At 71.4% G+C, this 24,082-nt stretch carries 13 protein-coding genes; 2 read left to right on the top strand and 11 right to left on the bottom strand.

Annotated features, from left to right (window positions below; genetic code table 11):
• Positions 1–23: 23 nt before the first annotated feature.
• From serA to AC0NH5_RS02760, 5 genes are all read right to left on the bottom strand, one after another.
• Positions 24–1,613, bottom strand: a complete 1,590-nt coding sequence (serA, locus tag AC0NH5_RS02740; RefSeq protein ID WP_474399450.1) for a phosphoglycerate dehydrogenase — start codon at positions 1,611–1,613, stop codon at positions 24–26.
• 127 nt (positions 1,614–1,740) lie between these two features.
• Entirely contained in the window at positions 1,741–2,754 is a 1,014-nt protein-coding gene (ilvC, locus tag AC0NH5_RS02745) for a ketol-acid reductoisomerase (protein WP_474399453.1), read from the bottom strand.
• Between the two features lie 28 nt (positions 2,755–2,782).
• Positions 2,783–3,301, bottom strand: a complete 519-nt coding sequence (gene ilvN, locus AC0NH5_RS02750) for an acetolactate synthase small subunit (RefSeq protein WP_127543151.1) — start codon at positions 3,299–3,301, stop codon at positions 2,783–2,785.
• Complete coding sequence (locus tag AC0NH5_RS02755; RefSeq protein ID WP_474399455.1) at positions 3,298–5,127, bottom strand: acetolactate synthase large subunit; 1,830 nt, start codon at positions 5,125–5,127, stop codon at positions 3,298–3,300. Before AC0NH5_RS02755 ends, ilvN begins: the two co-directional genes overlap by 4 nt.
• A 143-nt stretch (positions 5,128–5,270) precedes the next feature.
• Positions 5,271–7,625, bottom strand: a complete 2,355-nt coding sequence (locus tag AC0NH5_RS02760; RefSeq protein WP_474399458.1) for a putative bifunctional diguanylate cyclase/phosphodiesterase — start codon at positions 7,623–7,625, stop codon at positions 5,271–5,273.
• A gap of 112 nt (positions 7,626–7,737) precedes the next feature.
• Here AC0NH5_RS02760 and ilvD point away from each other — a divergent pair, with 112 nt between their 5' ends.
• Positions 7,738–9,585, top strand: a complete 1,848-nt coding sequence (gene ilvD, locus AC0NH5_RS02765; RefSeq protein ID WP_474399460.1) for a dihydroxy-acid dehydratase — start codon at positions 7,738–7,740, stop codon at positions 9,583–9,585.
• A 416-nt stretch (positions 9,586–10,001) separates the two neighbouring features.
• On the opposite strand, the gene AC0NH5_RS02770 is transcribed toward ilvD, so the two are convergent.
• The 3 genes from AC0NH5_RS02770 to AC0NH5_RS02780 all read right to left on the bottom strand — a co-directional run bounded on the left by AC0NH5_RS02770 (position 10,002) and on the right by AC0NH5_RS02780 (position 17,991).
• The gene (locus AC0NH5_RS02770; protein WP_474399462.1) at positions 10,002–15,449 is read right to left on the bottom strand and encodes a peroxidase family protein; all 5,448 of its coding nucleotides are present in this window, start codon (positions 15,447–15,449) and stop codon (positions 10,002–10,004) included.
• 134 nt (positions 15,450–15,583) lie between these two features.
• Complete coding sequence (locus AC0NH5_RS02775; protein WP_474399463.1) at positions 15,584–16,321, bottom strand: hypothetical protein; 738 nt, start codon at positions 16,319–16,321, stop codon at positions 15,584–15,586.
• On the bottom strand, positions 16,321–17,991 hold the full coding sequence (locus AC0NH5_RS02780; protein WP_474399466.1) for a multicopper oxidase family protein: 1,671 nt from the start codon (positions 17,989–17,991) through the stop codon (positions 16,321–16,323). Before AC0NH5_RS02780 ends, AC0NH5_RS02775 begins: the two co-directional genes overlap by 1 nt.
• A 141-nt stretch (positions 17,992–18,132) precedes the next feature.
• Here AC0NH5_RS02780 and AC0NH5_RS02785 point away from each other — a divergent pair, with 141 nt between their 5' ends.
• Entirely contained in the window at positions 18,133–19,872 is a 1,740-nt protein-coding gene (locus AC0NH5_RS02785; RefSeq protein WP_474399468.1) for a BTAD domain-containing putative transcriptional regulator, read from the top strand.
• A gap of 108 nt (positions 19,873–19,980) precedes the next feature.
• Here the strand turns inward: AC0NH5_RS02785 and AC0NH5_RS02790 are convergent, their stop codons facing one another.
• The 3 genes from AC0NH5_RS02790 to AC0NH5_RS02800 all read right to left on the bottom strand — a co-directional run bounded on the left by AC0NH5_RS02790 (position 19,981) and on the right by AC0NH5_RS02800 (position 24,055).
• Positions 19,981–22,104, bottom strand: a complete 2,124-nt coding sequence (locus AC0NH5_RS02790) for a PKD domain-containing protein (RefSeq protein ID WP_474399471.1) — start codon at positions 22,102–22,104, stop codon at positions 19,981–19,983.
• A gap of 125 nt (positions 22,105–22,229) precedes the next feature.
• Positions 22,230–23,075 (bottom strand): carbohydrate ABC transporter permease, encoded by an 846-nt coding sequence (locus tag AC0NH5_RS02795; RefSeq protein WP_474399473.1) that lies wholly within the window; start codon positions 23,073–23,075, stop codon positions 22,230–22,232.
• Complete coding sequence (locus tag AC0NH5_RS02800) at positions 23,072–24,055, bottom strand: carbohydrate ABC transporter permease (protein WP_474399475.1); 984 nt, start codon at positions 24,053–24,055, stop codon at positions 23,072–23,074. The genes AC0NH5_RS02795 and AC0NH5_RS02800 overlap by 4 nt, the downstream gene beginning before the upstream one ends.
• Positions 24,056–24,082 lie beyond the last annotated feature (27 nt).

Below are 24,082 nucleotides of genomic sequence, written 5' to 3' on the forward strand. Positions count from 1 at the left end.
GCACCGGAACTTCACACACACGATCAGTCGGTGCGGAGGTCGACGATCGCGGCGCGTGAGGCGCCGACGGTGTCCAGCACCGTCGTCAGCACGTCCGGGTGGACCGCGGAGTCCACGGTGAGAGCCATCAGCGCCTCGCCGCCGGCCGCCCGGCGGGCCACCTGCATCGCGGCGATGTTGACGTCGGCCTTTCCCAGCGTGGTGCCGATCGCCCCCACCACACCGGGACGGTCCCGGTAGCGGAAGAACAGCAGCACCCCTTCCGCGGCCAGGTCCAGCTGGAAGCCGTCCACCTCGATCAGCTTCGCAGTGCCCCGATCGCTGACGGTGCCGGCGACGGCCACCGCGCGGCCGTCCGGCAGCGCGCCACGAACGGTGATCACGTTGGTGTGCTCGCCGGCGTCCTCGTCGGTCGCCAGCTCCACCTCGACCCCTCGGTCGGCAGCCAGGTGCAGCGCGTTCACATAGGTGACCCGTTCCTCCACCACCGGGGCGAACAGGCCCTTCAGGGTGGCCAGCTCGAGCACCGTGACGTCGTGGGCCACCACGGCGCCGTGCACCTCGACGGTGACCCGGGCAGCGACCACGCCGGCCACCGCGGTGAAGACCCGGCCCAGCCGTTCGGCCAGCGGCAGGAGCGGGCGCACGTCCTCGTCCACCGCTCCACCGGCCCGCACGTTGACCGCGTCCGGCACGAACTCGCCCCGCAGCGCCAGCCGCACGCTGCGCGCCACCGCCAGGCCGGCCTTGTCCTGCGCCTCGAAGGTGGAGGCGCCGAGATGCGGGGTGGCCACCACGTTCGGGAAGCCGAACAGCGGCGACTCGGTGATCGGCTCGGTCTCGAAGACGTCCAGGCCGGCGCCGGCCACCCGGCCCTCGGCGAGCGCGTCGGCGAGCGCCCGCTCGTCGACCAGGCCGCCGCGGGCCGCGTTGATGATCCGCACGGTGGGCTTGACCAGGTTCAGCTCCTTCTCACCGATCAGGCCCAGCGTCTCCGGGGTACGCGGCAGGTGCACCGAGACGAAGTCGCTCTCCCGCAGCAGATCGTCCAGCCCGACCAGCCGGACGCCCAGTTGCGCCGCCCGGGCCGGCTGGACGTACGGGTCGTACGCGATCAGGCGCACCCCGAAGGCGGCCATCCGCTGCGCGAAGAGCACGCCGATCCGGCCCAGCCCGACCACCCCGACGGTCTTGCCGTGCACCTCCACACCGGTGAACGCGGAGCGCCGCCAGGCGCCCGCCTTGAGCGTGGCGCTGGCCGTCGCGGTGTGCCGGGCCACCGCCAGCAGCAGGGCCACAGCCTGCTCGGCGGCCGAGACGATGTTGCTGGTCGGCGCGTTCACGACCAGGACGCCCCGGGCGGTGGCGGCCGGCAGGTCCACGTTGTCCAGCCCCACCCCGGCCCGGGCCACCACCCGCAGGCGTGGCGCGGCGGCCAGCGCCTCCGCGTCGATGCGGGTCACACTGCGAACGATGACCGCGTCGGCCTCGGCCAGCGCGGCGAGCAGGGCCGGCCGGTCGGCGCCGTCGGCGTGCCGGACCTCGAAGTCGCCGGCGAGCACGTCGAGCGCGGCGGGCGCGAGTTCTTCGGTTACCAGGACAATCGAGGTCATGGCTCTCCATCCGATATTCGTCCCCATCGAATGGTACGAATGGAGCCGCGGTGAAGTTCAGTTCACTCACGCCGCGAAAAAGAAAGCCCGGCCGGTTCGCACCGGCCGGGCGTTCGGGTTCAGATGATCAGGCAGTTTCGGTGATGGGGCGGTCCACCCAGCTCATCATGCCGCGCAGCTGCTTGCCGGTGACCTCGATCGGGTGCTCGGCGCCCTGCTCGCGGTACTTCTTCAGGTCCGCGCCGCCGTTCTCGTCGTCGGCGATCAGGCGGCGGGTGAACTCGCCGGACTGGATGTCGCCGAGGATCTTCTTCATCTCCTCCTTGACCGACGCGTTGATCACGCGCGGGCCGGAGACGTAGTCGCCGAACTCGGCGGTGTCCGAGACGCTGTAACGCATCCGGGAGATGCCGCCCTCGTACATCAGGTCGACGATCAGCTTGAGCTCGTGCAGGCACTCGAAGTACGCGATCTCCGGGGCGTAACCGGCCTCGGTGAGCACCTCGAAGCCGGTCTGCACCAGCGCCGCGGTGCCGCCGCAGAGCACCGCCTGCTCGCCGAAGAGATCGGTCTCGGTCTCCTCCTTGAACGTCGTCTTGATGACGCCGGCGCGGGTGCCGCCGATCGCCTTCGCGTACGACAGGGCGAGCGCCTGCGCGGTGCCGGAGGCATCCTGCTCGACCGCGATCAGGGCGGGCACGCCCTTGCCGTCCACGTACTGGCGGCGGACCAGGTGACCCGGGCCCTTCGGCGCGACCATCGCCACGTCCACGTCGGCCGGCGGCTTGATCAGCTCGAACCGGATGTTCAGGCCGTGGCCGAAGAAGAGCGCCTTGCCCGCGGTGAGGTTCGGGGCGATGGACTCGGTGTAGATCTTGCGCTGCGCGGTGTCCGGCGCCAGCACCATGATCACGTCAGCCCAGGCGGCGGCCTCGGCCGGGGTCTTCACGGTGAGGCCCTGCTCCTCGGCCTTCGGGCGGCTCTTGGAGCCCTCCTGCAGGCCGACCACCACCTCGACGCCCGAGTCGCGCAGCGACAGCGAGTGGGCGTGGCCCTGGCTGCCGTAGCCGATGACGGCCACCTTCTTGCCCTGAATGATCGACAGGTCGGCGTCGTCGTCGTAGAACACTTCCGCGGTCATGACTTCCTTCTCTATTCGACGGGAAAAACTAGGCCGCGCGAAGCGCCGGGCCGGTGGTGATGGAGCGAGAGCCTCGGCCGATGGCCACGAGACCGGACTGCACCATCTCCTTGATGCCGTACGGCTCGAGGTCGCGCAGCAGCGCATCCAGTTTGTCGGGGTTACCGGTGGCCTCGATCGTCAGGGTGTCCGGAGCGACGTCGATCACCCGTGCCCGGAACAGCTCGACGGTCTCGAGCACCTGGCTGCGCTGCGCCCGATCGGCACGCACCTTGACCAGCAGGAGCTCACGCTGGACCGACTGCGCCGGGTCCAGCTCCACGATCTTCAGAACGTTGACCAGCTTGTTGAGCTGCTTGGTGACCTGCTCCAGCGGGGAGGAGTCGGCGTTGACCACGATCGTGATGCGGGAGACGTCCGGGTTCTCCGTCTCGCCCACCGCCAGGGAGTCGATGTTGAAGCTGCGCCGGGAGAACAGGCCGCTCACCCGGGCCAGCACACCGGGCTTGTTCTCGACCAGCACGGACAGCGTGTGTTTGTTGGTCACAGGTCGTCCTCTTCGAACGTCGGGCGCACGTCCCGGGCGAACATGATCTCGTCGTTGCTGGTGCCGGCCGCGACCATCGGCCAGACCATCGCGTCCTTGCCGACGGTGAAGTCGATGACCACCGGAGCGTCGTTGATCTCCATGGCCTGCTTGATGACCTTGTCGACGTCGTCCTTGGACTCGCAGCGCAGGCCGATGCAGCCGAGCGCCTCGGCCAGCTTCACGAAGTCCGGGATCCGGTGCTTGTGCGTGCCGAGCTCGGTGTTGGAGTAGCGGCCGTCGTAGAACAGCGTCTGCCATTGCCGGACCATGCCGAGGTTGCCGTTGTTGATCACAGCGACCTTGATCGGGATGCCTTCCAGGGCGCAGGTGGCCAGCTCCTGGTTGGTCATCTGGAAGCAGCCGTCGCCGTCGATCGCCCAGACCTGGGTGTCCGGCTGCCCGACCTTGGCGCCCATCGCGGCCGGGACGGCATAGCCCATGGTCCCGGCGCCGCCCGAGTTGAGCCAGGTGCCCGGCTTCTCGTACCTGATGAACTGGGACGCCCACATCTGGTGCTGACCGACGCCGGCCACGTAGACCGCGTCCGGGCCGACCAGCTCACCGATCCGCTCGATCACGTACTGCGGGGCGAGCGTGCCGTCGGTCGGCTCGTCGTAGCCCAGCGGGTACCGCTCGCGGATGTCGTTGAGCGTGGACCACCACGACGCGTACTGCTCGGTGCCGCCCGCGGTGGCCGAGACCGCCGCGATCAGCTCGTCGATCACGTGCCGGGCGTCGCCGACGATCGGGACGTCCGCGTGCCGGTTCTTGCCGATCTCGGCCGGGTCGATGTCGGCGTGCACGACCTTGGCGTCCGGGGCGAACGAGTCCAGCTTGCCGGTGACCCGGTCGTCGAACCGGGCGCCGAGCGTGACCAGCAGGTCGGAGCGCTGCAGCGCGTAGACCGCGGGAACGGTGCCGTGCATGCCGGGCATGCCCAGGTGCTGCGGGTGCGAGTCGGGGAACGCGCCGAGGCCCATCAGCGTGGTGACCACGGGGATGCCGGTCAGCTCGGCGAGCTTGCGCAGCCCGTCGGTGGCGCCGGCCTTCAGCACGCCGCCGCCCACGTACAGCACCGGGCGCTTGGCCGCGGCGATCAGCCGGGCCGCCTCGCGGATCTGCTTGCCGTGCGGGTGCAGGGTCGGGCGGTAACCGGGCAGGTCCAGCGTGGGCGGCCAGGCGAAGGTGGTCTGCGCCTGCAGGACGTCCTTCGGGACGTCGACCAGCACCGGGCCGGGCCGGCCGGTGGACGCCAGGTGGAACGCCTCGGCGAGGATCCTGGGCAGCTCCTCCGGGCTCTGCACCAGGAAGTTGTGCTTGGTGATCGGCAGCGTGATGCCCTGGATGTCCGCCTCCTGGAAGGCGTCCGTGCCGATGTACGGCCGGCCGACCTGCCCGGTGATCGCAACGATCGGGACCGAGTCCATGTACGCGTCGGCGATCGGGGTGACCAGGTTCGTGGCACCCGGGCCGCTGGTCGCGATGCAGACGCCGACCCGGCCGGTGGCCTGCGCGTACCCGGTGGCGGCGTGGCCCGCGCCCTGCTCGTGCCGGACCAGGATGTGCCGCACCTTGGAGTCGAAGAGCGGGTCGTACGCCGGGAGGATCGCCCCGCCCGGAATGCCGAACGCCACCTCCACCCCGAGCGCCTCGAGCGACCGGACGAGCGCGCCGGCGCCGGTGGTGGCTACCGGTGCCACGGTGGCCGGAGCGGTGTTCACGGCCGCGGCGACGGTGGCCGGAGTGACTCGATTGGCGAGGGTTTCGGGAGTGGGTCTCGTCATGGCAATTAGACCTTTTCGAGTTGGTCGGTCCGGTACTCAAGCAACAAAAAAGGCCCTCGTGCTGATGCACGGGACCTAGCGCACTTCTCCAGCGTCTGGAGGAGTGCGCTCAGATAAGTACTCGGGACACGAAGCACATGCGGCTAACCTTGCCCCATCTCACGGCCTGAGTCAACTGATCCCACATTTTGATCAGCTCGCGCTCCCGCGAAGTCCGGATCGCTGGGCAGCAACGCCCTGACCTGCCGCATTCCGGGACCGAGCCGCACCACCTGGCTGCGCGCCGGGGCGTCACTCGGAGGGGTGGAACGAGGCGCGGGCAGCGGGCGAGGACCGCTCGGGCGCAGCGTCCGCAGCCGGGTCTCGAAGTGCTCGGCCGGCACACCCCAGCCGAACAGTGAGCCCTGCCCCAGCCGGCAGCCGGCCTCCTCGACCACCTCCAGCTGGGCCTGCGAGCCGATCCCCTCGGCCAGCACCTCCAGGCCCAGGCGGTGACCCAGCCGGACCACCACGTCGACCAGCGGGGCCGCCGTCCCGGTCCGTGACTCCGGCTCCGCCACCAGCGCGTGATCGATCTTCAGGATGTCCACCGGGAGCGTCCGCAGCTGCGTCAGCGACGAATAACCGGCGCCGAAGTCGTCCAGCGCGATCCGCACGCCGGTCTCGCGCAGCTCGGCGAGCCGGCGGACCAGCTCCTCCATGTCGGTGGCGACCGCGTGCTCGGTCACCTCCAGCACCAGGCGCTGCGGCGGAACGCCGTACTCCGCGAGCACGTCGGCGACCTGACCGGCGTAGTCGGCGTTGTGCAGCTCCTTCGGCGACAGGTTCACCGACACCCAGACGTCGTGCCCTTTCGCCAGCCACTCGGCGAGCTGCTTGCAGGCCTGCTCCAGCACCCAGGCGCCGATCCGGTTGATCAGCCCGGACTCCTCGGCCACCGGGATGAACTCGTCGGGGCGGACCGGCCCCAGCTCCGGGTGGGTCCAGCGGAGCAGCGCCTCACCGCCCACCGGCCGCATCGACGGCAGCGCCACCACCGGCTGGAACACCAGGCGGAGCTGGTCGCGGGCGATGGCGTGGCGCAGCTCGCCCTGCAGGGTGCCGCGGCGGCGGAGCAACTCGTCGTACCTCGCCTGGTAGCGCTCCACCCGATTCTTGCCGCGCTGCTTGGCGTACCGCAGCGCCAGGTCGGCGTCGTGCAGCAACTCGCCGGTGGCGGCCACACCCACGCTCGCGGACAGGAAGATCGGGCCCCCGTCCACCTCGTAGGGCTCCCCGAGCACCGCGAGCAACCGGTGCGCGGCCAGCACCGCCTCGTCCGCGTCACCGTGCATCAGCACCGCGAACTCGTCACCGCCGAGCCGGGCCGCCACATCGCCGGCCAGCAGGTTGCGCGCCAGCCGGGCGCCCACCTCGGCCAGCACGGCGTCGCCCACGTCGTGACCCCGCATGTCGTTGACCACCTTGAAGCCGTCCATGTCGATGCCGATCAGGGCGGCGCTCTCCGACGACTCCCGCAGCGCGCGCATCAGGCCCCGGCGGTTGGCCAGGCCGGTCAGCGGGTCGGTGTGCGCCAGCTCGCGGAAGTGCGCCTCCCGCTGGCGCAGCTGCACGGTGTACCGCCGCACGTCGTCGAGAGCGAGGTACTGCCGGGCGACCAGGGCCAGGCCCTCGACGCTGAGCCCGAAGTAGCCGAAGGCGTCCACCTGGCCGCCGCGGGACAGGTGGTAACCGAGCGCGGCCAGGACGGCCAGCATCGGGAACACCACGTAACCGCCGCCGCGCTCCAGCACGTCCCCGCTCACCAGGACGGGACGGTCGGCGGCACGCACCGCGTACGCCACCAGGATCAGGCCGGCGGTCAGCAGCAGGACGCTGATCAGCGCGAAGTCGTTGTTCTCCCGGCAGATGCCGGTGGCGAGCAGGGCCGCGGCGAGCGAGACCAGACTCACCCCGGACGCCACCCGGACGGTGTTGCGCCGGGGCCGGTGAGCGTGCAGAGCAAGCACCGCGGTGAGGCCGAGCGCCAGCACCACGAGCACGGCCGAGATCAGGATGGCGTTGCACGCGTACGGCGTGGCCGCGCCCAGGACCCGGGTCGGCCGCGAGAGCAGCACCCAGCCGACGAACCAGATCGCCGCCGCGATCACCAGCCCGTCCAGCACGTGCCGGACCGCCGCCGCCGGGCCCCGGGTGGCGCCGGGCAGCGCCACCGTGCCGGCCAGCAGCGTCAGCGTGCCGATGCCCATGCCGGTCGCCACGGCGGTGGCCAGCGTGCGGGAGTGCCCGGCCGCGCCGTGCTGGCCGGTGAGCAGCGCGCTCGCCAGACCGGCCAACGCCGCCGCCGTGGCCACGGCGCCGCCGGCGGCGAGAAGAAGGTGCGCGCGCCGCGCCGCCCCGGTGTGCCGGCGGCCGGACTGACCGAGGTACGCCACCGCGGGGACGGCCGCCAGCAGACACGACAGGCCGGCCAGCTCCAATCCGGACGGTGAATGCACGGACACACTGTGCCGGATCTTCGTGGTTTTCAACACCCCCGAGGTGGCCCCGGCGTCCCGCGCAGTGGACGTCTGCCGTGGTGACCGGCCCCGACGGTGGCAAGATGGGGGAATGCCTGAGCTGCGCTCCCGGACCTCGACCCACGGTCGCACGATGGCCGGCGCGCGCGCCCTTTGGCGCGCCACCGGCATGACCGACGACGACTTCGGCAAGCCGATCGTCGCGATCGCCAACAGCTACACCCAGTTCGTACCCGGGCATGTGCATCTCAAGGATCTCGGCGGTCTCGTCGCCGAGTCGATCGCCGAGGCCGGCGGCGTCGGGCGCGAGTTCAACACGATCGCGGTCGACGACGGCATCGCGATGGGCCACGGCGGCATGCTCTACTCCCTGCCCAGCCGCGAGCTGATCGCCGACGCGGTGGAGTACATGGTGAACGCGCACTGCGCCGACGCCCTGGTCTGCATCTCGAACTGCGACAAGATCACCCCGGGCATGCTGATCGCCGCCCTGCGGCTCAACATCCCGACGGTGTTCGTCTCCGGCGGCCCGATGGAGGCCGGCAAGACGGTCGCCATCGAGGGCATCGTGCACGAGAAGCTCGACCTGGTCGACGCGATGAGCGCCGCCGCCAACGAGAACGTCACCGACGCCCAGCTCGACACCATCGAGCGGTCCGCCTGCCCGACCTGCGGCTCCTGCTCCGGCATGTTCACCGCGAACTCGATGAACTGCCTCACCGAGGCGATCGGCCTGTCGCTGCCCGGCAACGGCTCCACGCTGGCCACCCACGCCTCCCGCAAGGCCCTGTTCGAAGAGGCCGGCCGGCTGATCGTGCAGATCGCCAAGGAGTACTACGAGCAGGACGACGAGTCGGTCCTGCCCCGCTCGATCGCCTCCCGGGACGCCTTCGAGAACGCGGTCGCCCTGGACGTGGCGATGGGCGGCTCCACCAACACGGTGCTGCACCTGCTGGCCGCGGCCCGCGAGGCGGAGATCGACTTCAGCGTCGCCGACATCGACGCGATCTCCCGCCGGGTGCCCTGCCTGTCGAAGGTCGCGCCGAACAGCCCGAAGTACCACATGGAGGACGTGCACCGGGCCGGCGGCATCCCCGCCCTGCTCGGCGAGCTGCACCGCGGCGGCGCCCTGCGGCCCGACGTCCGCGCGGTCCATGCTCGCGACCTGACCTCCTGGCTCGACAAGTGGGACATCCGCGGCGGTTCACCGAGCGCCGAGGCGATCGAGCTGTTCCACGCGGCCCCCGGCGGCGTGCGCACCACCCAGCCGTTCTCCACCGAGAACCGCTGGGCCAAGCTCGACACCGACGCCGAGGGCGGCTGCATCCGCTCGGTCGAGCACGCCTACACCGTCGACGGCGGCCTGGCGATCCTCTTCGGCAACCTCGCCCCCGACGGCTGCGTCGTGAAGACCGCCGGCGTCGACGAGTCGATCTGGAAGTTCACCGGCCCGGCCCGCGTCTACGAGTCCCAGGACGACGCGGTCAACGGCATCCTCGGCAAGGAGGTCGTCGAGGGCGACGTCGTGGTCATCCGCTACGAGGGCCCGCGCGGCGGCCCCGGCATGCAGGAGATGCTCTACCCCACGTCGTTCCTGAAAGGCCGCGGCCTCGGCAAGGCCTGCGCGCTGATCACCGACGGCCGCTTCTCCGGCGGCACCAGCGGCCTCTCCATCGGCCACGTCTCCCCCGAGGCGGCCGCCGGCGGCCTGATCGCCCTGGTCGAGACCGGCGACGAGATCACCATCGACATCCCCGGCCGCAGCATCACCCTCAACGTCCACGACGACGTCCTCGCCCAGCGCCGGCACGAGCAGGAACGCCGCGCCAAGCCGTACACCCCGGTCGCCCGCCAGCGCCCGGTCTCGGCCGCGCTCCGCGCCTACGCCTCGATGGCCACCAGCGCCAGCGACGGCGCCTACCGCAAGGTCCCCGAGTAACCCGGTCGTCCGCCTGAAGGTCCGGCTGGTTGCCCTGCCGGACCTTCAGCCTTTTCTGGTACGAGTCAGGACCGGTCCCCGAGTGTCAGCGCGATCCGCTGCCCACTCGCGCCCGTGCCGCGCCCGCCGGGCTGAGCTGCCGCGAGACCCCACCCCCGCGTGGGGACTCGCGGTTCGGAGCGCGCCCTTAATCACCACACAGACCGCGCCCGCCACGCCTCCGGCGACCACCGGTCGCGCCGCCGCACCTCGACACCCGCGTGGGAACTTACGGTTCGAAGCGCACCCCAAATCCCCACGCAAGCTGGGGACGGCCGTACGTGGGGACTTGGGGTTTGGAGCGCGCCTCAAGTCGCCACGGGGAAGGGAGGCGCCGCCGGCCCTCGGGTGGAGGGACGGCGGCGCCGGTGCAGGGGTCAGCGGACTGTGGTGATCACCGTGATTCCGGGGCCGGTACCCGCCGCGTTCAGAGCCCGGACGGTGATGCGGTAGCGGGTGCCGGCCGGCACACCGCGTGGAGCAGTCAGGGTCGTGGCGCGGGCGGTGGCCGGCAGGGTGATCACTACGGGTGCGCCGCGGTTGGTGCCCTTGGCGGTCAGCCGCTGGTGGGTGACCCGGTAACCGGTGACGCTCGTGCCGCCGGTGGTGGACGGGGGTGCCCACCGGGCGGTCGCGGTGAGGGCGCCGCCGGAGCGGCCGGGCTGGGCGGTGAGGGAGCGGAGTCTGCCCGGGACGGTACGCGGAGTCACCGCGGTGCTGGTGCTGGACCAGGTGCCGGCCCCGATCGCGTTGACGGCGCGGACCTGGAACCGGTACGCGGTGCCGTTGCGGAGCCCGGTGACCGTGTGCACGGCGGCTGCTGCCGCGGCCGTCCGAAGAGTGCCGGCCTGGTGGCTCCGGCTGTCCAGCACGCGGATCTCGTAACGCTGGATCGGGGAGCCGCCGTTGCCGGCCGGAGCGGTCCAGCGGACCACGGCCAGGGCGTTGCCGGGGGCCGGCGCGCCGATCCGGGCCGCGCCCGGAACCGTCCGGGGTCCGTCCGACGGCCTGGGTTCCGGCGTGCCGCCGCCACCCGGCGGGGTCGGGCCGGGGGTGGGCCGGGTCGGGCCGGGGGTGGGCCGGGTCGGGCCACCGGTGGGGCCGGCGGTCGGGCCGCCGGGACCCGAGGTAGGGCCGCCTGGACCCGCGGTCGGGCCGGACGTCGGACCACCGGGGCCGGAGATCGGGCCACCGGGGTCTGAGGCCGGGTTGCCGGTGGAGCCCGCGGGGGCCGGAGTGGTGGGCCCGCCCGGGTCACCGGAGACGGATCCGCCGGGGACGACCGTGTTGGAGATCGCCGAGTGGTCGCCGGCGCCGGCGGCGTTGACCGCGCGGACCCAGAAGGCGTAGGGCAGACCGTTGGTCAGGCCCGTCATGGTCAGCTCGGTGGCGTCCGGTGCCGCGACGTCGACGCTCACGATGATGCCGGTGTCGCTGTCGAGTGCCTGCACCTCGTAGCCGTAGATCTCGCTGCCGCCGTCGAACCCCGGCGGCGTCCAGCGCACCACAGCGCTTTCGTCACCGGCCGTCGCCCGCCCGATCCCAGGAGCATCCGGAGCAACCGGGGTCGCCGGTCGAGTCGGCGTCGTGGGAGGAGCAGTAGGCGGAGCGGTGGACGGAGCGGTCGGCGGAGTAGTCGGCGGAGCAGTGGTAGGGGCAGGAATGGTGGGAGCCAGGGTCGGCTGCGGATCAGTTCCGGTGTCCCCACCGTCGTCCCCCGGCTCCGCGGGCCCGTCAACATCGGGCACTGCGGCCGTCGGCGTCACCGGGCCGAACAGCGTCGTGAACATCCCCCGCCCACCAGCCGTGTCAGCCCTGACCCGGAAGCTGTAACCGGTCCCGTTGACCAGCCCGTTCACCACCAGGCTGCGGACGTCCGCCGCCAACCCGGTCGACACGGTCGTACCGTCGTCGCTGATCCGCTCCAGCGTGAACCCGGTGATCGGGTCCCCACCGGTCGCGTCCGGAACGGTGAGCAGCACGGTCGCCCGGCCGTCACCGGCGAACGCCGTCACGCCCAGGAACGCCTGCAGACCGCTGACGTCCACCGTCTCGTCGTCGAAACTCAGCCGCTCGACGTTACGGACGATGTCGTTGCCGTCCGGCCCGGAGACGAGCACCCCACCGGTGACCGGGGTGACCGCGTAGTCGGATCGCAGTCCACTGAAGACGGCGACGTCCTCTCCTCCGGACGTCACGCGGATCTCTCGTACGATCGCGATGTCCTCGGGGTTGATGCGCCCGGCGAAAACGTCCGCACGCAGCTCGGCCATGCTCCGCACCGGCGGCCGGTCGGTGTCCCGGACCGTCAGCCGCACCGCAAGGTACCGGTCGCCGTCGAGGATGTCGTCGCCGCCGCGGCCCCGCATCACGTCGCTGCCGCCACCGCCGAGCAGGATGTTGCCTTCGCCCCACACGTCGCCGCTGAGGTCGCAGGGCCGCCCGCTCTGGTTGGCGACCGCTCCGGCCGGCGTGGGCAGTTCGGTGACCACCTGGTCGAGGCCCTTGATCCGGGCGAGACCGGCCGCGTCGAGTGCGTCGCAGCCGGCGAAGCCCGCGCCGCCCACCGTGGACGGTGTCACGTCGTCGCCGGTGAGGTGGTCGTCGCCGGCGCCGCCGGACAGGGCCTCCACCTCGTTGTACCGGTCGCGGGTGCCGGCTTCGAGCCCGTCGAGGGGCAGGAGCGGCAGGGCGAGGTCGGCGTCGGCCGAGGGCTCGTCGCCGGCGATCGACCAGTCGTAACCGGAGCCGCCGGCGTTCTTCTCGATGCCGGGGCCCTGGACGCCGATGTCGTCGCCGCCCTCCATGTCGTAGTCGTCGTCGCCGCCCTGGCCGATCAGCACGTCGTGGCCGGGTTTGTTGGAGTCGTCGAGGAAGAACAGGTTGCCGCTGTCGCCCTGGAGCAGGTCGGGCGAGTCGCCGCCCTCCGTCCAGTCGTCCCCGGCGTCACCGCGGACGGTGTCCTCGCCGTCCCCGGCGAAGATCTTGTCGTCGCCCTCGCCGCCGAACGTGTCGTTGGCGTTGGCTCCGCCGCTGGTGAAGTCGTCGCCGTCGCCGCCGAGGACGACGTCCAGGCCGGGGCCGCCGTCGAGGGCGTCGTGGCCGGGCCCGCCCTTGACGAAGTCGGCGCCGCCGGAGTCGGTGAGGACGTCCTCGCCCTCGCCGCCGATCGTGACGTCGTCGCCGGCGCCGCCGTCGAGGACGTCGTCGCCCTCGGCGCCCCACAGCGTGTCGTTGTCGTTGCCGGCCACGACCAGGTCGCGGATCTCGGTGCCGGCGTAGACGGCCTGCGCGTTCATGCCCGGCTCGTCGACACCGTTGCGGGCCCGGTACGCGATGGTCCCGTCCGGCCGGCGCAGCAGCAGCGCGGTCTCGTTGCATTCGGTGGCCGGGTCGTCGGCGACCCGGTTGCCGTCCCGCTCATATCCCGCCGCGGTCCCGTCGAGCCCGGCCAGGACGAACTTGCAGTCGGTGGTGGCGAAGGTGTCCGCGCGCAGGTTGTCGGCACTGGTGGTGCGCCCGATCAGTTCGGCGAACGAGTTGCCTTCCAGCTGGCTGCGCAGGTTCATCCCGGTGGTACGCGCCAGGTAGTAGAAGCGGTCCCCGTTCTGGAGGCTGGTCAGCTGGCTCTCGAAGACGTAGTCGAACGTGGTGCCGAGCAGCCCGCCGAACGGGTCGGTGGTCTCGGCGAGCCCGCCGATCCACAGGTCCACACTGTCCAGACCGGAGGTCGCGGTGGTCCACGAGCCGGTGGCGTTCAGGAAGTCGGCGGCGCCGGGTGACTGCAGGAGCTCGGCCGCGGCCGCCCGCTTGCCCGCGACGGTGGTCGCCGCGACGATCGACGGGTGCCGGCCGTACGCGGCCACGAAGTTGACCAGTGAGGCCGGGTGCCTCAGGTGTTCGCCGAAGTCGATCCAGCTGACGTACGGCTTCAACCGCCCGTCGTTGGTCTTCTCGTGCAGGCTGCGGCGGAACTCGTTGAGGGCCGGCACCCCTTCCGACCGGCCACGGGCGATGTTGATCGCGGCCAGGTCCATCGGCAGGCCGAGGAGGTTGTCCCGCAGGGTGTCCGTCATGAACTCGTCGATCGCGTTGCCGGGCCGTTCGGACATGCCCCGCACGATCGAGCCGGCCGCCTCCTCGGGTGACAGCGTCCCGTTCGCGGTGAAGGCCGGCGGGTTCAGGAACCCGTCGAGGAGGGGCAGCGACTGGTCGGTGCCGTCCGGGGCGGTCCGCGTGATCGACTCGGTCAGCATCGAGTGCCCGAACCGGTAGACGGCGTGCGCGAACTCGGCGTAGACGGCCGGGTTCAGCTCGGTCTGGGTGAAGGCGAACGGCTGGAACGGGTTGATCGACGGCGAGATCTTCCGGGCGAACTCCTCGAAGACGAGGTGCTGGTACTCCATCTCGTTGATGAACTTGGCGGCCTGGAAGAGCCGGTTGCCGGTCCACTCCGGACTGTCACCGGCGATCCGTGCGATGTCGCTGACCAGCCGGTTGTGCTCCGCGTGGAAGACGTGATGCACCGCGGTGAGACCGATGTTCTCGTTGGCCCGGCCGTCACCGGCGATGTAGTGCGCGGCGAGCATCTCGTCGTCGTAGGTGCCGGCCGGCGGTGCGGCGATGTCGGCGTCAGGGTCCGGGGACAGTGCCCGTCCCCGGGAGTCGACCGGGTTCGCCTGGTGGGCGATGTCGGTCAGGAACGGGGTGTCGAACCGCGCCACGCCGGCCGGCGCCCGCACCGGTGCGGCGAGGTCGCCCTCGACGAGCCCGGTGGCGGTGACGTACTGCGGCAGCCCCCGGACGGGACCGGGGACGAAGTTGCCGTACGCGTCGGCCAGCACCGTCGGCACGTCCAGCGCGTCGCGGTCGGTGAGTTCCAGCCCGAGCACCGTGCGCGCCTGCCGCTTCACGTCGGCCCAGGTGGGCAGGCCACCCGCCGGCGCGTCGAGCAGCCGCCCGGTGGTGTGTGCCGACGGGTCGTACTCGCGAAGGAAGACCTGGTGGGCGGCGTGCGAGGTGTACGTCTGGGAGTTGTCCACGTACGGGGTGTCGGTGTTCTTGGCCTCGCGCCGGCCGTCCGCGGTCGTCGCGGCCCGGGTGAGCGCCATGAACCGCATCGACGGCGGGACGTACCGGGCGCTGCCCGGGCGGGGGTCGTCGGCGGTGCCCGGGATCCGGTCCGCCCCGGCGATCAGGGGGTCGTCGGCGCGCAGCGGGACGACGACCGTGCTGGTGCCCTTGACCGTCTGGTCGATGCCGTGGTCGAAGAACTGCCCGAAGAGCGTGAACCAGGAGTTGTACGGCGCGGACAGCCCGAAGTCGGTGGTGACGTTCGGGATGAACAGCGTGGTCCCGTCCGTCTCGCCGGTGCCGGCCGCGACCGCCGCCGGGTTGGCCGCGGTCTGGTCGGCGATCAGGTTGCTGATCAGCCGGGGCTGATCGTCGGTGACCATCGGGGCGGTGGTGTCGTACCCGGCGGGGAGCTGGGCCGGGGTGAGACGCGGGAAGGTCTGGTCGGCCGCGCCGTATTTCTCCGCGCCCGGGGTGAGGTGGTTGCAGGTGCCGTCGACGGTGCGCAGGCCCATCGGCAGCAGCGGACCGGCCAGCTGGTGCGGGCCGGCGCCGAGCAGCGCGCCGCAGGGGCCGGTCTCGCTGGTCGTCGCGGCGGCGTGCGCCTCGGCGACCCTGATCTGCTGGAGGATGTAGGCCAGGTCGGCCGGGGTGATGGTGAAACCCTGGCCGACGGGAGCGGCCTGGGCGGGTGCCGGCACGGCGAGAACCGTGGTGGCGAGCAGCGCGGCGATCAGCCAGGGTCTGCGCAAGGGGACCTCACCAACGGAGTCGGGTTGCCCGAATAGGGCGGGTATTTCGTACATGCTGGGATCCGGGGGTTTGGTCGGTCTGAAAGCTTCCTGAAGCCTGACCCCGGCAAAGCTGAAGGCGTGTTCGGTTGCGGTCAGTGACCGTGCGGCCTTTCCACCAGAGGGGGTACGCCGTGCGACAGGTCCACGCCCGCGCCCGGGCTGCTCGCCTCCACCAGCACACGGTCGGCGGGCACCCGCGCGGCCCGGCCGATCGACGCGCGCACCGCGGCCACCTGCGCGTCGCTGAGCACCGCGCCGAAATAGGCAACAGTCAGGCCGGCCGGCTGAATCGTGGCCCGATAGCTGTTCAGCGAGTCGGCCAGCACCCCCTCGGCGTCCACGAGGTCGCACACCGCCTGCGGGTCGACGCCCGGCGCCGGGATCACCGCGAACGTCAGGTCGTGCACCAGCACCGGCTCCACCGTGTAGAACCCGACGGTGTCCGGCCGGTGGTCGCGCATGAAGGCGTCGGCGTGCCGCACCGAGACGCCCTCGGGCAGCACCAGCGTCAGCTCCGGGACCAGGTATTCCAGCAGCCGTTCACTGAAGACCGCGAACGTCGCGTCGGTCAGCTCGCCGACGTTCGCCGCGGCCGCCGCGGCCCGCAGGTCCCGCGCGATCGCCGCCCGGTCGGCACCGGCCGCCGGGTGCACCGCGACGGCCGCCCGCCATCGGACCATCGGACCATCGAACGTGGTGGTGGCCAACCGGTCGCCCGCGTCCCCGGTGACGGTGGCCGCGACCGGCACCGGCTCGGGCCGGTCGAGCCGGGCCACCGCACCGGCGGTGAGCACGAGCAGGGCGAGGGCCACGATTGCCGGGCGCTTCATCAGGTGCCCAGCGGGCGGCTCGGGGCGTACCGCACCGGCTGCTCGGGTTCGTCGTCGGCGTACGCCGGATCCGACTCGACCGGGTCGTTGGTGGCCATGTCGCCGACCGCGAACTGGATCATCATGTCGTTGTCCTCGTGCACCAGGTTGTGGCAGTGCAGCATGTACTTCCCGCCGTCGTTGCCGTCCCCGGTGGTGAACTGCATGATCACCGACGCGGTCTCGTTCTCGCCGAGGTAGAAGACGTCCTTCGGGCCGTTCTCCCAGGCGTACGGCTTGCGGCCGGAGGTGTTGTTGCGGGACAGCAGCAGCCCGTCGACCAGGTGGATGTGCACCGGATGGAACCAGCCGCCCGACTCGTTGACCAGATCCCAGATCTCCACGTCGTACGGCTTCGGGTTGCCCAGCACCCGGCGGAAGCCGCTGCGCTCGACGTCGTCCCAGGTCTCCCCGTTGACCGTCCAGAGCCCGTGCTTGCGCTCCACGCGCACGGTCCGGCGTGCCGTGGCCATCTCCGGCCGCAGCTTCATCACGTCGATCGCGCCCCGGTTCGCCCAGGGCACCGGGCCGGCGTCCAGCGTCGCCGGGATCTGATAGGTGTCCGGCGCGCCCGAGTCGGCGACCACCTCGAACTGCATCACCTTGTCGGTGTTCCGGAAGTCCTCGTTGTTCTTGTTGCTCAGGTTCCGTAGCTCGATCTTCTGACCGGGCCGGTACCTCCGGAAGTCGATCAGCACCTCGTACCGCTCGGCGGGGCTGTGCCGGAACGTGGTCACGGCGGCGACCTCGGGCGTCATGCCGCCGTCGGTGGCGACCACGTGGAACGGGTCGCCGGTGCTCAGCTGCCAGCGGTACGACCGGGAGACCGAGGAGACCAGCATCCGGAAGCGGTAGACCCGCGGCTTGACCCGCATCTTCGGCCACGGCACACCGTTGACGAGGATCACGTCACCCATGAAGCCCTCGTGCGAGTCGTCGTCGAAGTCCACCGACCCGTCCGCCTTGAACGCCATGTCGTTGACCACGATCGGCACGTCGTACTCGCCCTGCGGCAACTGGGCCGCCTCGTACTCGTCGGTCAGGTGGTACATCCCGGCCAGGCCTACGTACGCGTTCTCCGCGGTGGTCCGGTGATTGTGGTCGTGGTACCAGAGCGTGCGCGCCTGCTGCCAGTTCGGGTAGTGGTACGTCTTGCACTGCCCCGGCCCGGTGTGGTCGTTGGCGTACCCGTCGTACTGCGGCAGCGACGCCGAGCCGTGCAGGTGCGTCACGGTGTGGAACGGCAGGCCGTTCAGCCGGTTCACGGTGAGCTGGTTGGCGATCCGCACCTCGGCGCGGGTGCCCCGCGGCACCCGGATGGTCGGTCCCGGGAAGATCCCGTTGTAACCGGCGATCGGGGTGCTCAGGCCGGGCAGGATGCTCGCCCGGGCGGCCTTCTGGGTGAGCCGGTACCGCTGGAACGGCCCCCTGTCGTCGACGCCCTCCTCGACCGGCAGCAGCACCGGCGGACGCCGGAACATGCTCGTGTACGGCGTAGGCGTGTTCTTCGAGCTCAGCTTGCTCGACTTCGCGACGACGGCGCCACCGCCGGCCGCCACGATCAGGCCACCCCCGCCGAGGGCCAGTGCGCCCCTGAACAGGTCGCGCCGACTCAGACTCCCGCGTGCCATCGAACTCCCTCGTGTCCGTCCGTCAAGCCGGCGCCGAAGCTAGGGACCCGCCCTGAGGGTGGCCGTTGGGAAACCTGAAGAAACGGCTCAGGTCGCCTGTATCGGACGCCGATTCCTCATCGCGACGCCCGAGGAGGCCAGATGCGAGTCAGTGTGCTCGGTCAACTGACCGTCACCGACGCCGACGGCAGCCCGCTGCCCGCCGGTGAGCTGCCCCGGCGGGCCCGCCAGGTGCTGGCGGTGCTGGCCGCCCGGCACGACCGGATCCAGTCGAAGGACTCGCTCGCCGACTCGGTGTGGGGCAACGAGCTGCCCGGCAACCATGTGGCCGCGCTGGAGCATTACGTCTCGGTGATCCGCCGCCGGCTCCAGCCGCACGGCTCGGCGGCGAACTGGTTCATCGTCACCCGCAGCGGCGGTTATCTCTTCGACACCGGCCGGGCGGACCTGGATCTGGCCCGGTTGCGCCGGCTGGTGCGCAGCCTGGACTCGTTCGGGCCGGACTGTGCCGAGCATCTGGCCGCCCACGAGGGCATCCTCGCCCTGGCCCGCCAGCTGCCGTTCCCCGAGGACCCGTACGCCGACTGGGCCGAGCCGGTCCGCTCCGAGGTACGCGAGGCAGCGGTGAACGCGCTGCTCATGCACTCCCTGGCGGCGCTGCCGGCGGATGCCGCCCGTGCGCTGCGGCTCGCGCAGGAGGCGATCGAGCTCAACCCGTTCCTGGAGTCCGGCTATCGCGCCGCGATGAACTCGGCGATCGCGCTGGAGCGTCAGGACGACGCACTGCGCATCTTCGAGCGCTGCCGTCAGCTGCTCGACGAGGAACTGGGCGTCGCGCCGTCGGCCGAGCTGGTCCGGTTGCAGCGCAGCGTGCTGGAGAGCCGGGGCGCCTCGGTGAAGCTCGCGGTCGTCAAGCCGGCGGCCGGGCCGCCCCGGATCCCGCCACCCCCGCCGCAGGCCGACCCGCCACGGGAACGGTTCCTCGGCCGGGTCACCGAGCTGCGGGTGCTGCTCGAACCCGATCCGCCGGCCGTGGTGCACATCGTCGGCCCGGCCGGCGCCGGCAAGTCCGCGTTCCTCGCCGAACTGGAGCGCAACCATCCCGGCCAGGTCGGCATCGGGCACGGCGCGTCCTCGGTCGGTGTGCTCCGGCACGCCTGGCTGGGCACCGCGCTGGCCCAGCTCGGCGCGGCGCCGGAGGTCCTCGCCGTGGTGGACCCGGCCGGTCCGGAGCAGCCGCTGCGCCGCGCCGACCTGGAGTTGATCGGCACCGCGTTCGCCGGGATCGATCCGGTCTATCTGGCCGTCGACGACGCCGCCGGGCTGGACGCGGCGAGCGTGGCCGAGTTGTCCTGGCTCAGCCGGCACTGCCCGTCGCTGCGGATCGTGCTCACCTACTGCTATCCGTCGGAGATCGCCGAGCGCCCGCTCTGCGGGCTGGGCACCCCGGTGGTGCTGCGGCTGGAGCCGCTGCGCGCCGAGGAGCTGAGGCCGCTCGCCGACGACACCGTGCTCGAGCGCACCGGTGGCATCCCGGCGCTGGTCGCGGTCGCGCACCGGCCGCCGGCGGTGAACCACGCGGTGGCCATGCAGATCGCCCGGCAGCGGACCCGGTGGATGCCGGAACCGGCCTGGGAGATCCTGCGGCTGTGCGCGGTCCTCGGCGAGCTGGGCCCGGCCGAGTTGAGCCGGCTCACCGGACATCCGGTGCCGGAGTTGCTGGGCTGTGTGGACCGGCTGGTGCACGCGCACCTGATGACCGAGACCACGGACGGCCGGGTCGGGCATCGCAGCTCCGTGGTGCGGGCCGCGGTGGCCGGCCAGATCTCCGCGGCCTCGACGCTCTACCTCCGCAGACAGCTGGCCACCACCACCGTGTAAAGCGTGTGAAGTTCGGGCGCGAATCGCACCCGAACTTCACACACCCACGGCCGCACTTCAGTGTGTGAAGTTCGGGTTCGCTCCGCGCCCGAACTTCACACACTGGTTTCAGTTGGTGACGGTCACCGGGACGGCCAGGGACTGGGCACCGGTGGTGGCCAGCAGGCTGATGGTGCGCACCGTGCCGGGGTTGGGGCCGGTCACCCGGATGCTGAACGCGCCGCCGGCGTCCACCGTGACCGGTGCGCCGATCACCCGGCCGGTCGGCGTGCTGCCCAGCACCGCGACGACCCGCTGCCCGGCGACCAGGCTGCTGGTGCCGGAGATCCGCCACTCGTTGTTACCGGTGCGATAGCGGACGGCCAGGTTGGTGAGGGTCTCGGCCTGCGGGTGCACGCTGACCCGCGCGGTGTTCGCGCCGGCCGGGTTCCGCACCGTCAGTTCCAGCACGACCGGGTCGTTCGCATAGACGTACCCGGGGTTCGGGCCGGGCGCGGCGGGCAGCGCCAGCACCGGGTAGGTGAAGGACGGCTTCGCGGTGGTCGCCCCGATCAGCGTGACCGCCGGGCCGGAGAGCTGCCGCCATTCGTACGACTCGGCGCCGGTCGAGCGGGAACCGTCGAGGGTGACGGCCCGCCCGCGGATCACGGTCTGGTCGGGTCCCGCGTTGGCCTGGGCCGGCGCGGCGCCGGTCACCGACACCGTCACCGAGACCGGCTGGCCGGCGCCGCCCGGACCGGCCACGATCAGCTGGAACGTGTGGTCGCCGGGCTGGGCCGGGACGAAGCCGGCGACCGGGGTGGTCGCGCCGGTGAGCGCCACGGCCGGGCCGGCGGTCTGGGTCCAGGCGTACGAGTCGATCACGCCGGTCGAGCCGGTGCCGCTGAGCCGGACGGTCTGCCCGACCACGGCGCTCGGGTCGGCGACCGCCGCGGCGACCGGCGCCGACGGGCCGAACACCGCTCCGCCGCTGGTGATCGGCGCGCTCGCCGAGCCGCCGCCGGAGGAGGTGACGGTGATCGTGGCCGGCGGGGCGTCCACCCCGGTGAACACGGTGCCGGCCGGGCCGAAGCCCGTGACGCTCAGGCTGGGCGGCGTGGCGCCGGCATCGCTGGAGACCGCGGAGACGGCGAGGGTACGAGCCTGTGCGTCGTACGCCGCGGAAGTGATCCGGACGACGTCGACCAGCTTGCGGGTCTTCGTGGCGACCGGCCGGTCCCCGGCGTTCACCACCTCGATCTCGGCGTTCGCCGGCAGCGGCCCGGTGAGCGGGAGCCGGGCGTAATAACGACCCCCGCTGCCCCGCATCCGGGTGGTCCGGAAGCCCAGCGCGGCGTTGCCGGTCACCTCGATCGACTGGCCGTCCTCGCTGCTCGCGTAGACGTCGATGGCGCCGCGGCCGTCCGCGCCGGTGGTGTAGGTGGCCTGGTCGAGGTCGACGCCGGCGTTCGTGGCGTACCGGCCCTGGACGCTGAACAGGTCGGTGAAGCCGACCTGGGTGTACCCGCCGGTGAGCGGGTCGAACTGCTCGATCCGGACGAAGTTCGTGTGGTACGGGCTGCCCACCACCCGGTGGTCGACGCCCGGGTCACCGGTGTAGCCCGCCGGTGCGGCCGGCGCCACCGCCGGGTCCCACTTCAGGAACGGGCCGACCCGGCTGGTCATCGCCTGGCCGAAGACGCCCGGTGTGGTGCCGATGTCCTCGGTCATCCGCACCCGTCCCCCGTCGTCGGCGACCACGTCGTCGATGCCGTACGGATGGGTGACCCGGAACTGCTCGCCGGTGTTCGCGTCGAACCGGATCCGGACCCGGCCGAAGACCATCTGATCGCCGGGCCGTACCTCCTCGGCGGCCCAGGCGCCCTCCAGGTCCAGGCCGATCGTCGCGTCGCTGCCGTTGGCCAGCGCCAGCTCCGCGCCGGCCAGCTGATAGAAGAACTCGCCCGGGAAGTTGTCCGGGTAGGAGACCGGCTGGTCGGGGTCGGGCACCTCGTCCGGCAGGGTCGAGCAGAGCGGGTCGTCGAGCGTCGTGCAGGCCTCCAGGCGCAGGCCGTTGCTGTCCCGGTACCAGGCCGGGAAGCCGTGTTCCGCGATCGGGCCGACCTGGGTCAGCGAACCCACGCGCGGCGTGGACGGGTTCACCACGACCGCGGCCGCGGTCCCCGCCAGCGGCGCGACCACCGCCACGATCACCCCCGCGGTGACCGTCCAGCGGCTCAGCGTCTTCTTCATCGGACTCCTCAGTCGTCGGCGGAGAGTCGCCGCCGGTGCCGGAAACGACTCGACCGGTCACCCTGGTGGGGTGACCGGTCGTCCGGCTCAGGTCCGGCTGAAGTCCCGGCTGAGGCTTCGCTGAATTACTTGACCGCGCCCTCCATGATGCCGCGGACGATCTGCCGGCCACCGAGGAGCAGCAGCAGGATCAGCGGCACGGTGGCCACGAACGCACCCGCCAGCACCCGGCGGTAGATCACGAAGTTGCCGCTCGCCAGGTCGGAGAGCGCCACCATCGACGTCGGGAACTCGGTGCCGCCCAGCGTGATCAGCGGCCACTGGAACTCGTTCCAGGTGGCCACGAACGTCAGCAGGCCGAGCACCGCCAGCGCCGGCCGGATCGCCGGCAGCACGATGCTCCAGTACACGCGCATCGTCGACGCGCCGTCGATGCGGGATGCCTCGACCAGCTCACCGGGGACCGAGTGGTCGATGAACTGCCGCATGTAGAAGACACCGAACGCGCTGACCAGGCCGGGCAGGATGACCGCGAACAGGGTGCCGTTCAGGTCGCCCATGAGGATGTAGAGCGCGACCACACCCAGCTGGTTCGGCACGGTCAGTGTCAGGATCACCACGAACATCAGCCCGTTGCGGCCCTTGAACCGCAGCTTCGCGAACGCGAACCCGGCCAGCGAGCAGAAGAACAGCGTCGAGGCGGTGACCACCGAGGCGACGATGACGCTGTTGATCAGCGAGGCGGCGAAGTACACGTTCTGGAGGGTGAAGACCTCCTCCAGGTTGACCATGAACTGGTCGGAGGGGATCAGCACCGGCGGGTACTTGCCCAGCGCCTCGTCGGCGCTCGTGGCGATCACGAACATCCAGTACAGCGGGAAAGCCGACAGGAGCAGCGCGGCGGAGAGCGCGAGGTAGGTCTTCCAGCTGCCGCGGGTGTCCTGCGGCGCCCGTGAGGTTACGACGCTCACCGGCCACCTCCGAAACGCCGGGTGAGCAGGGCGTTGATCGCCGCCACCACCAGAATGATGAGGAACAGGGCCCAGGACATCGCGGCCGCGTATCCCAGGTTGAGGTCACGCCAGCCGACCTGATAGATGAGCTGGGCGATGGTCTGCCACTGGTGGTCCGAGCCACCGTTGGCCAGCGCCGGGTTCTCGTCGAAGAGCATCGGCTCGTTGAACAGCTGCAGGCCGCCGATGGTCGACAGCACCACCGTGAAGATCACCACGGGCTGGATCATCGGGACGGTGATCTGCCAGAGCTGCCGCTGCGGACCCGCTCCGTCCACCGCCGCCGCCTCGTACACGTCCCGGGGGATGGCCTGCATGGCCGACAGATAGAGCAGCGCGTTGTAACCGATCCACTTCCAGTTGACCATCGTGGCGATCGCGATCCACGAGCTCCACTTCTCGGCGCGCCAGTTCAGCGGCGTCTCCTCGCCGAAGCCGACCAGCGACAGGAACCAGTTGGCCATGCCGCTGTCGGTCTGGAAGAACATCGCGAACAGCAGCGTGGAGGCGGCGACCGGGGTGACGTACGGCAGCAGGACGGCGACCCGCCAGAACGTGGTGCCGCGCAGCCGGCGGTTGAGCAGGTTGGCGATCAGCAGCGCCAGCACCAGCTGCGGCACGGTCGACAGGATGAAGATGCCGAACGTGTTGAACAGCGCGTTCCAGAAGTCTCCGTCGGAGATCAGCCGGCGGTAATTCTCCAGGCCGGCCCAGCCGGTCTTGTCGGGGTCGTCGAGTCGCCAGTGCCGCAGCGACACCACGGCGTTGAAGATCAGCGGGAACAGCCCGAAGATCGCGAAGAGCAGGAAGAACGGGGAGATCAGGAAGTACGGCACGGTACGGGTGTCGAAGCGGTGCCACCACAGTGTCGCCTTGCCGGCGGATGCCGTCGGGCGCTTCGGCGAGGGTGGCGCCGGGCGGAGCTGGGTCAGGGACACTAGGCACTCCTCAGGCTCAGGCGGGGC

It is taken from the genome of Actinoplanes sp. 13, from assembly GCF_056134165.1.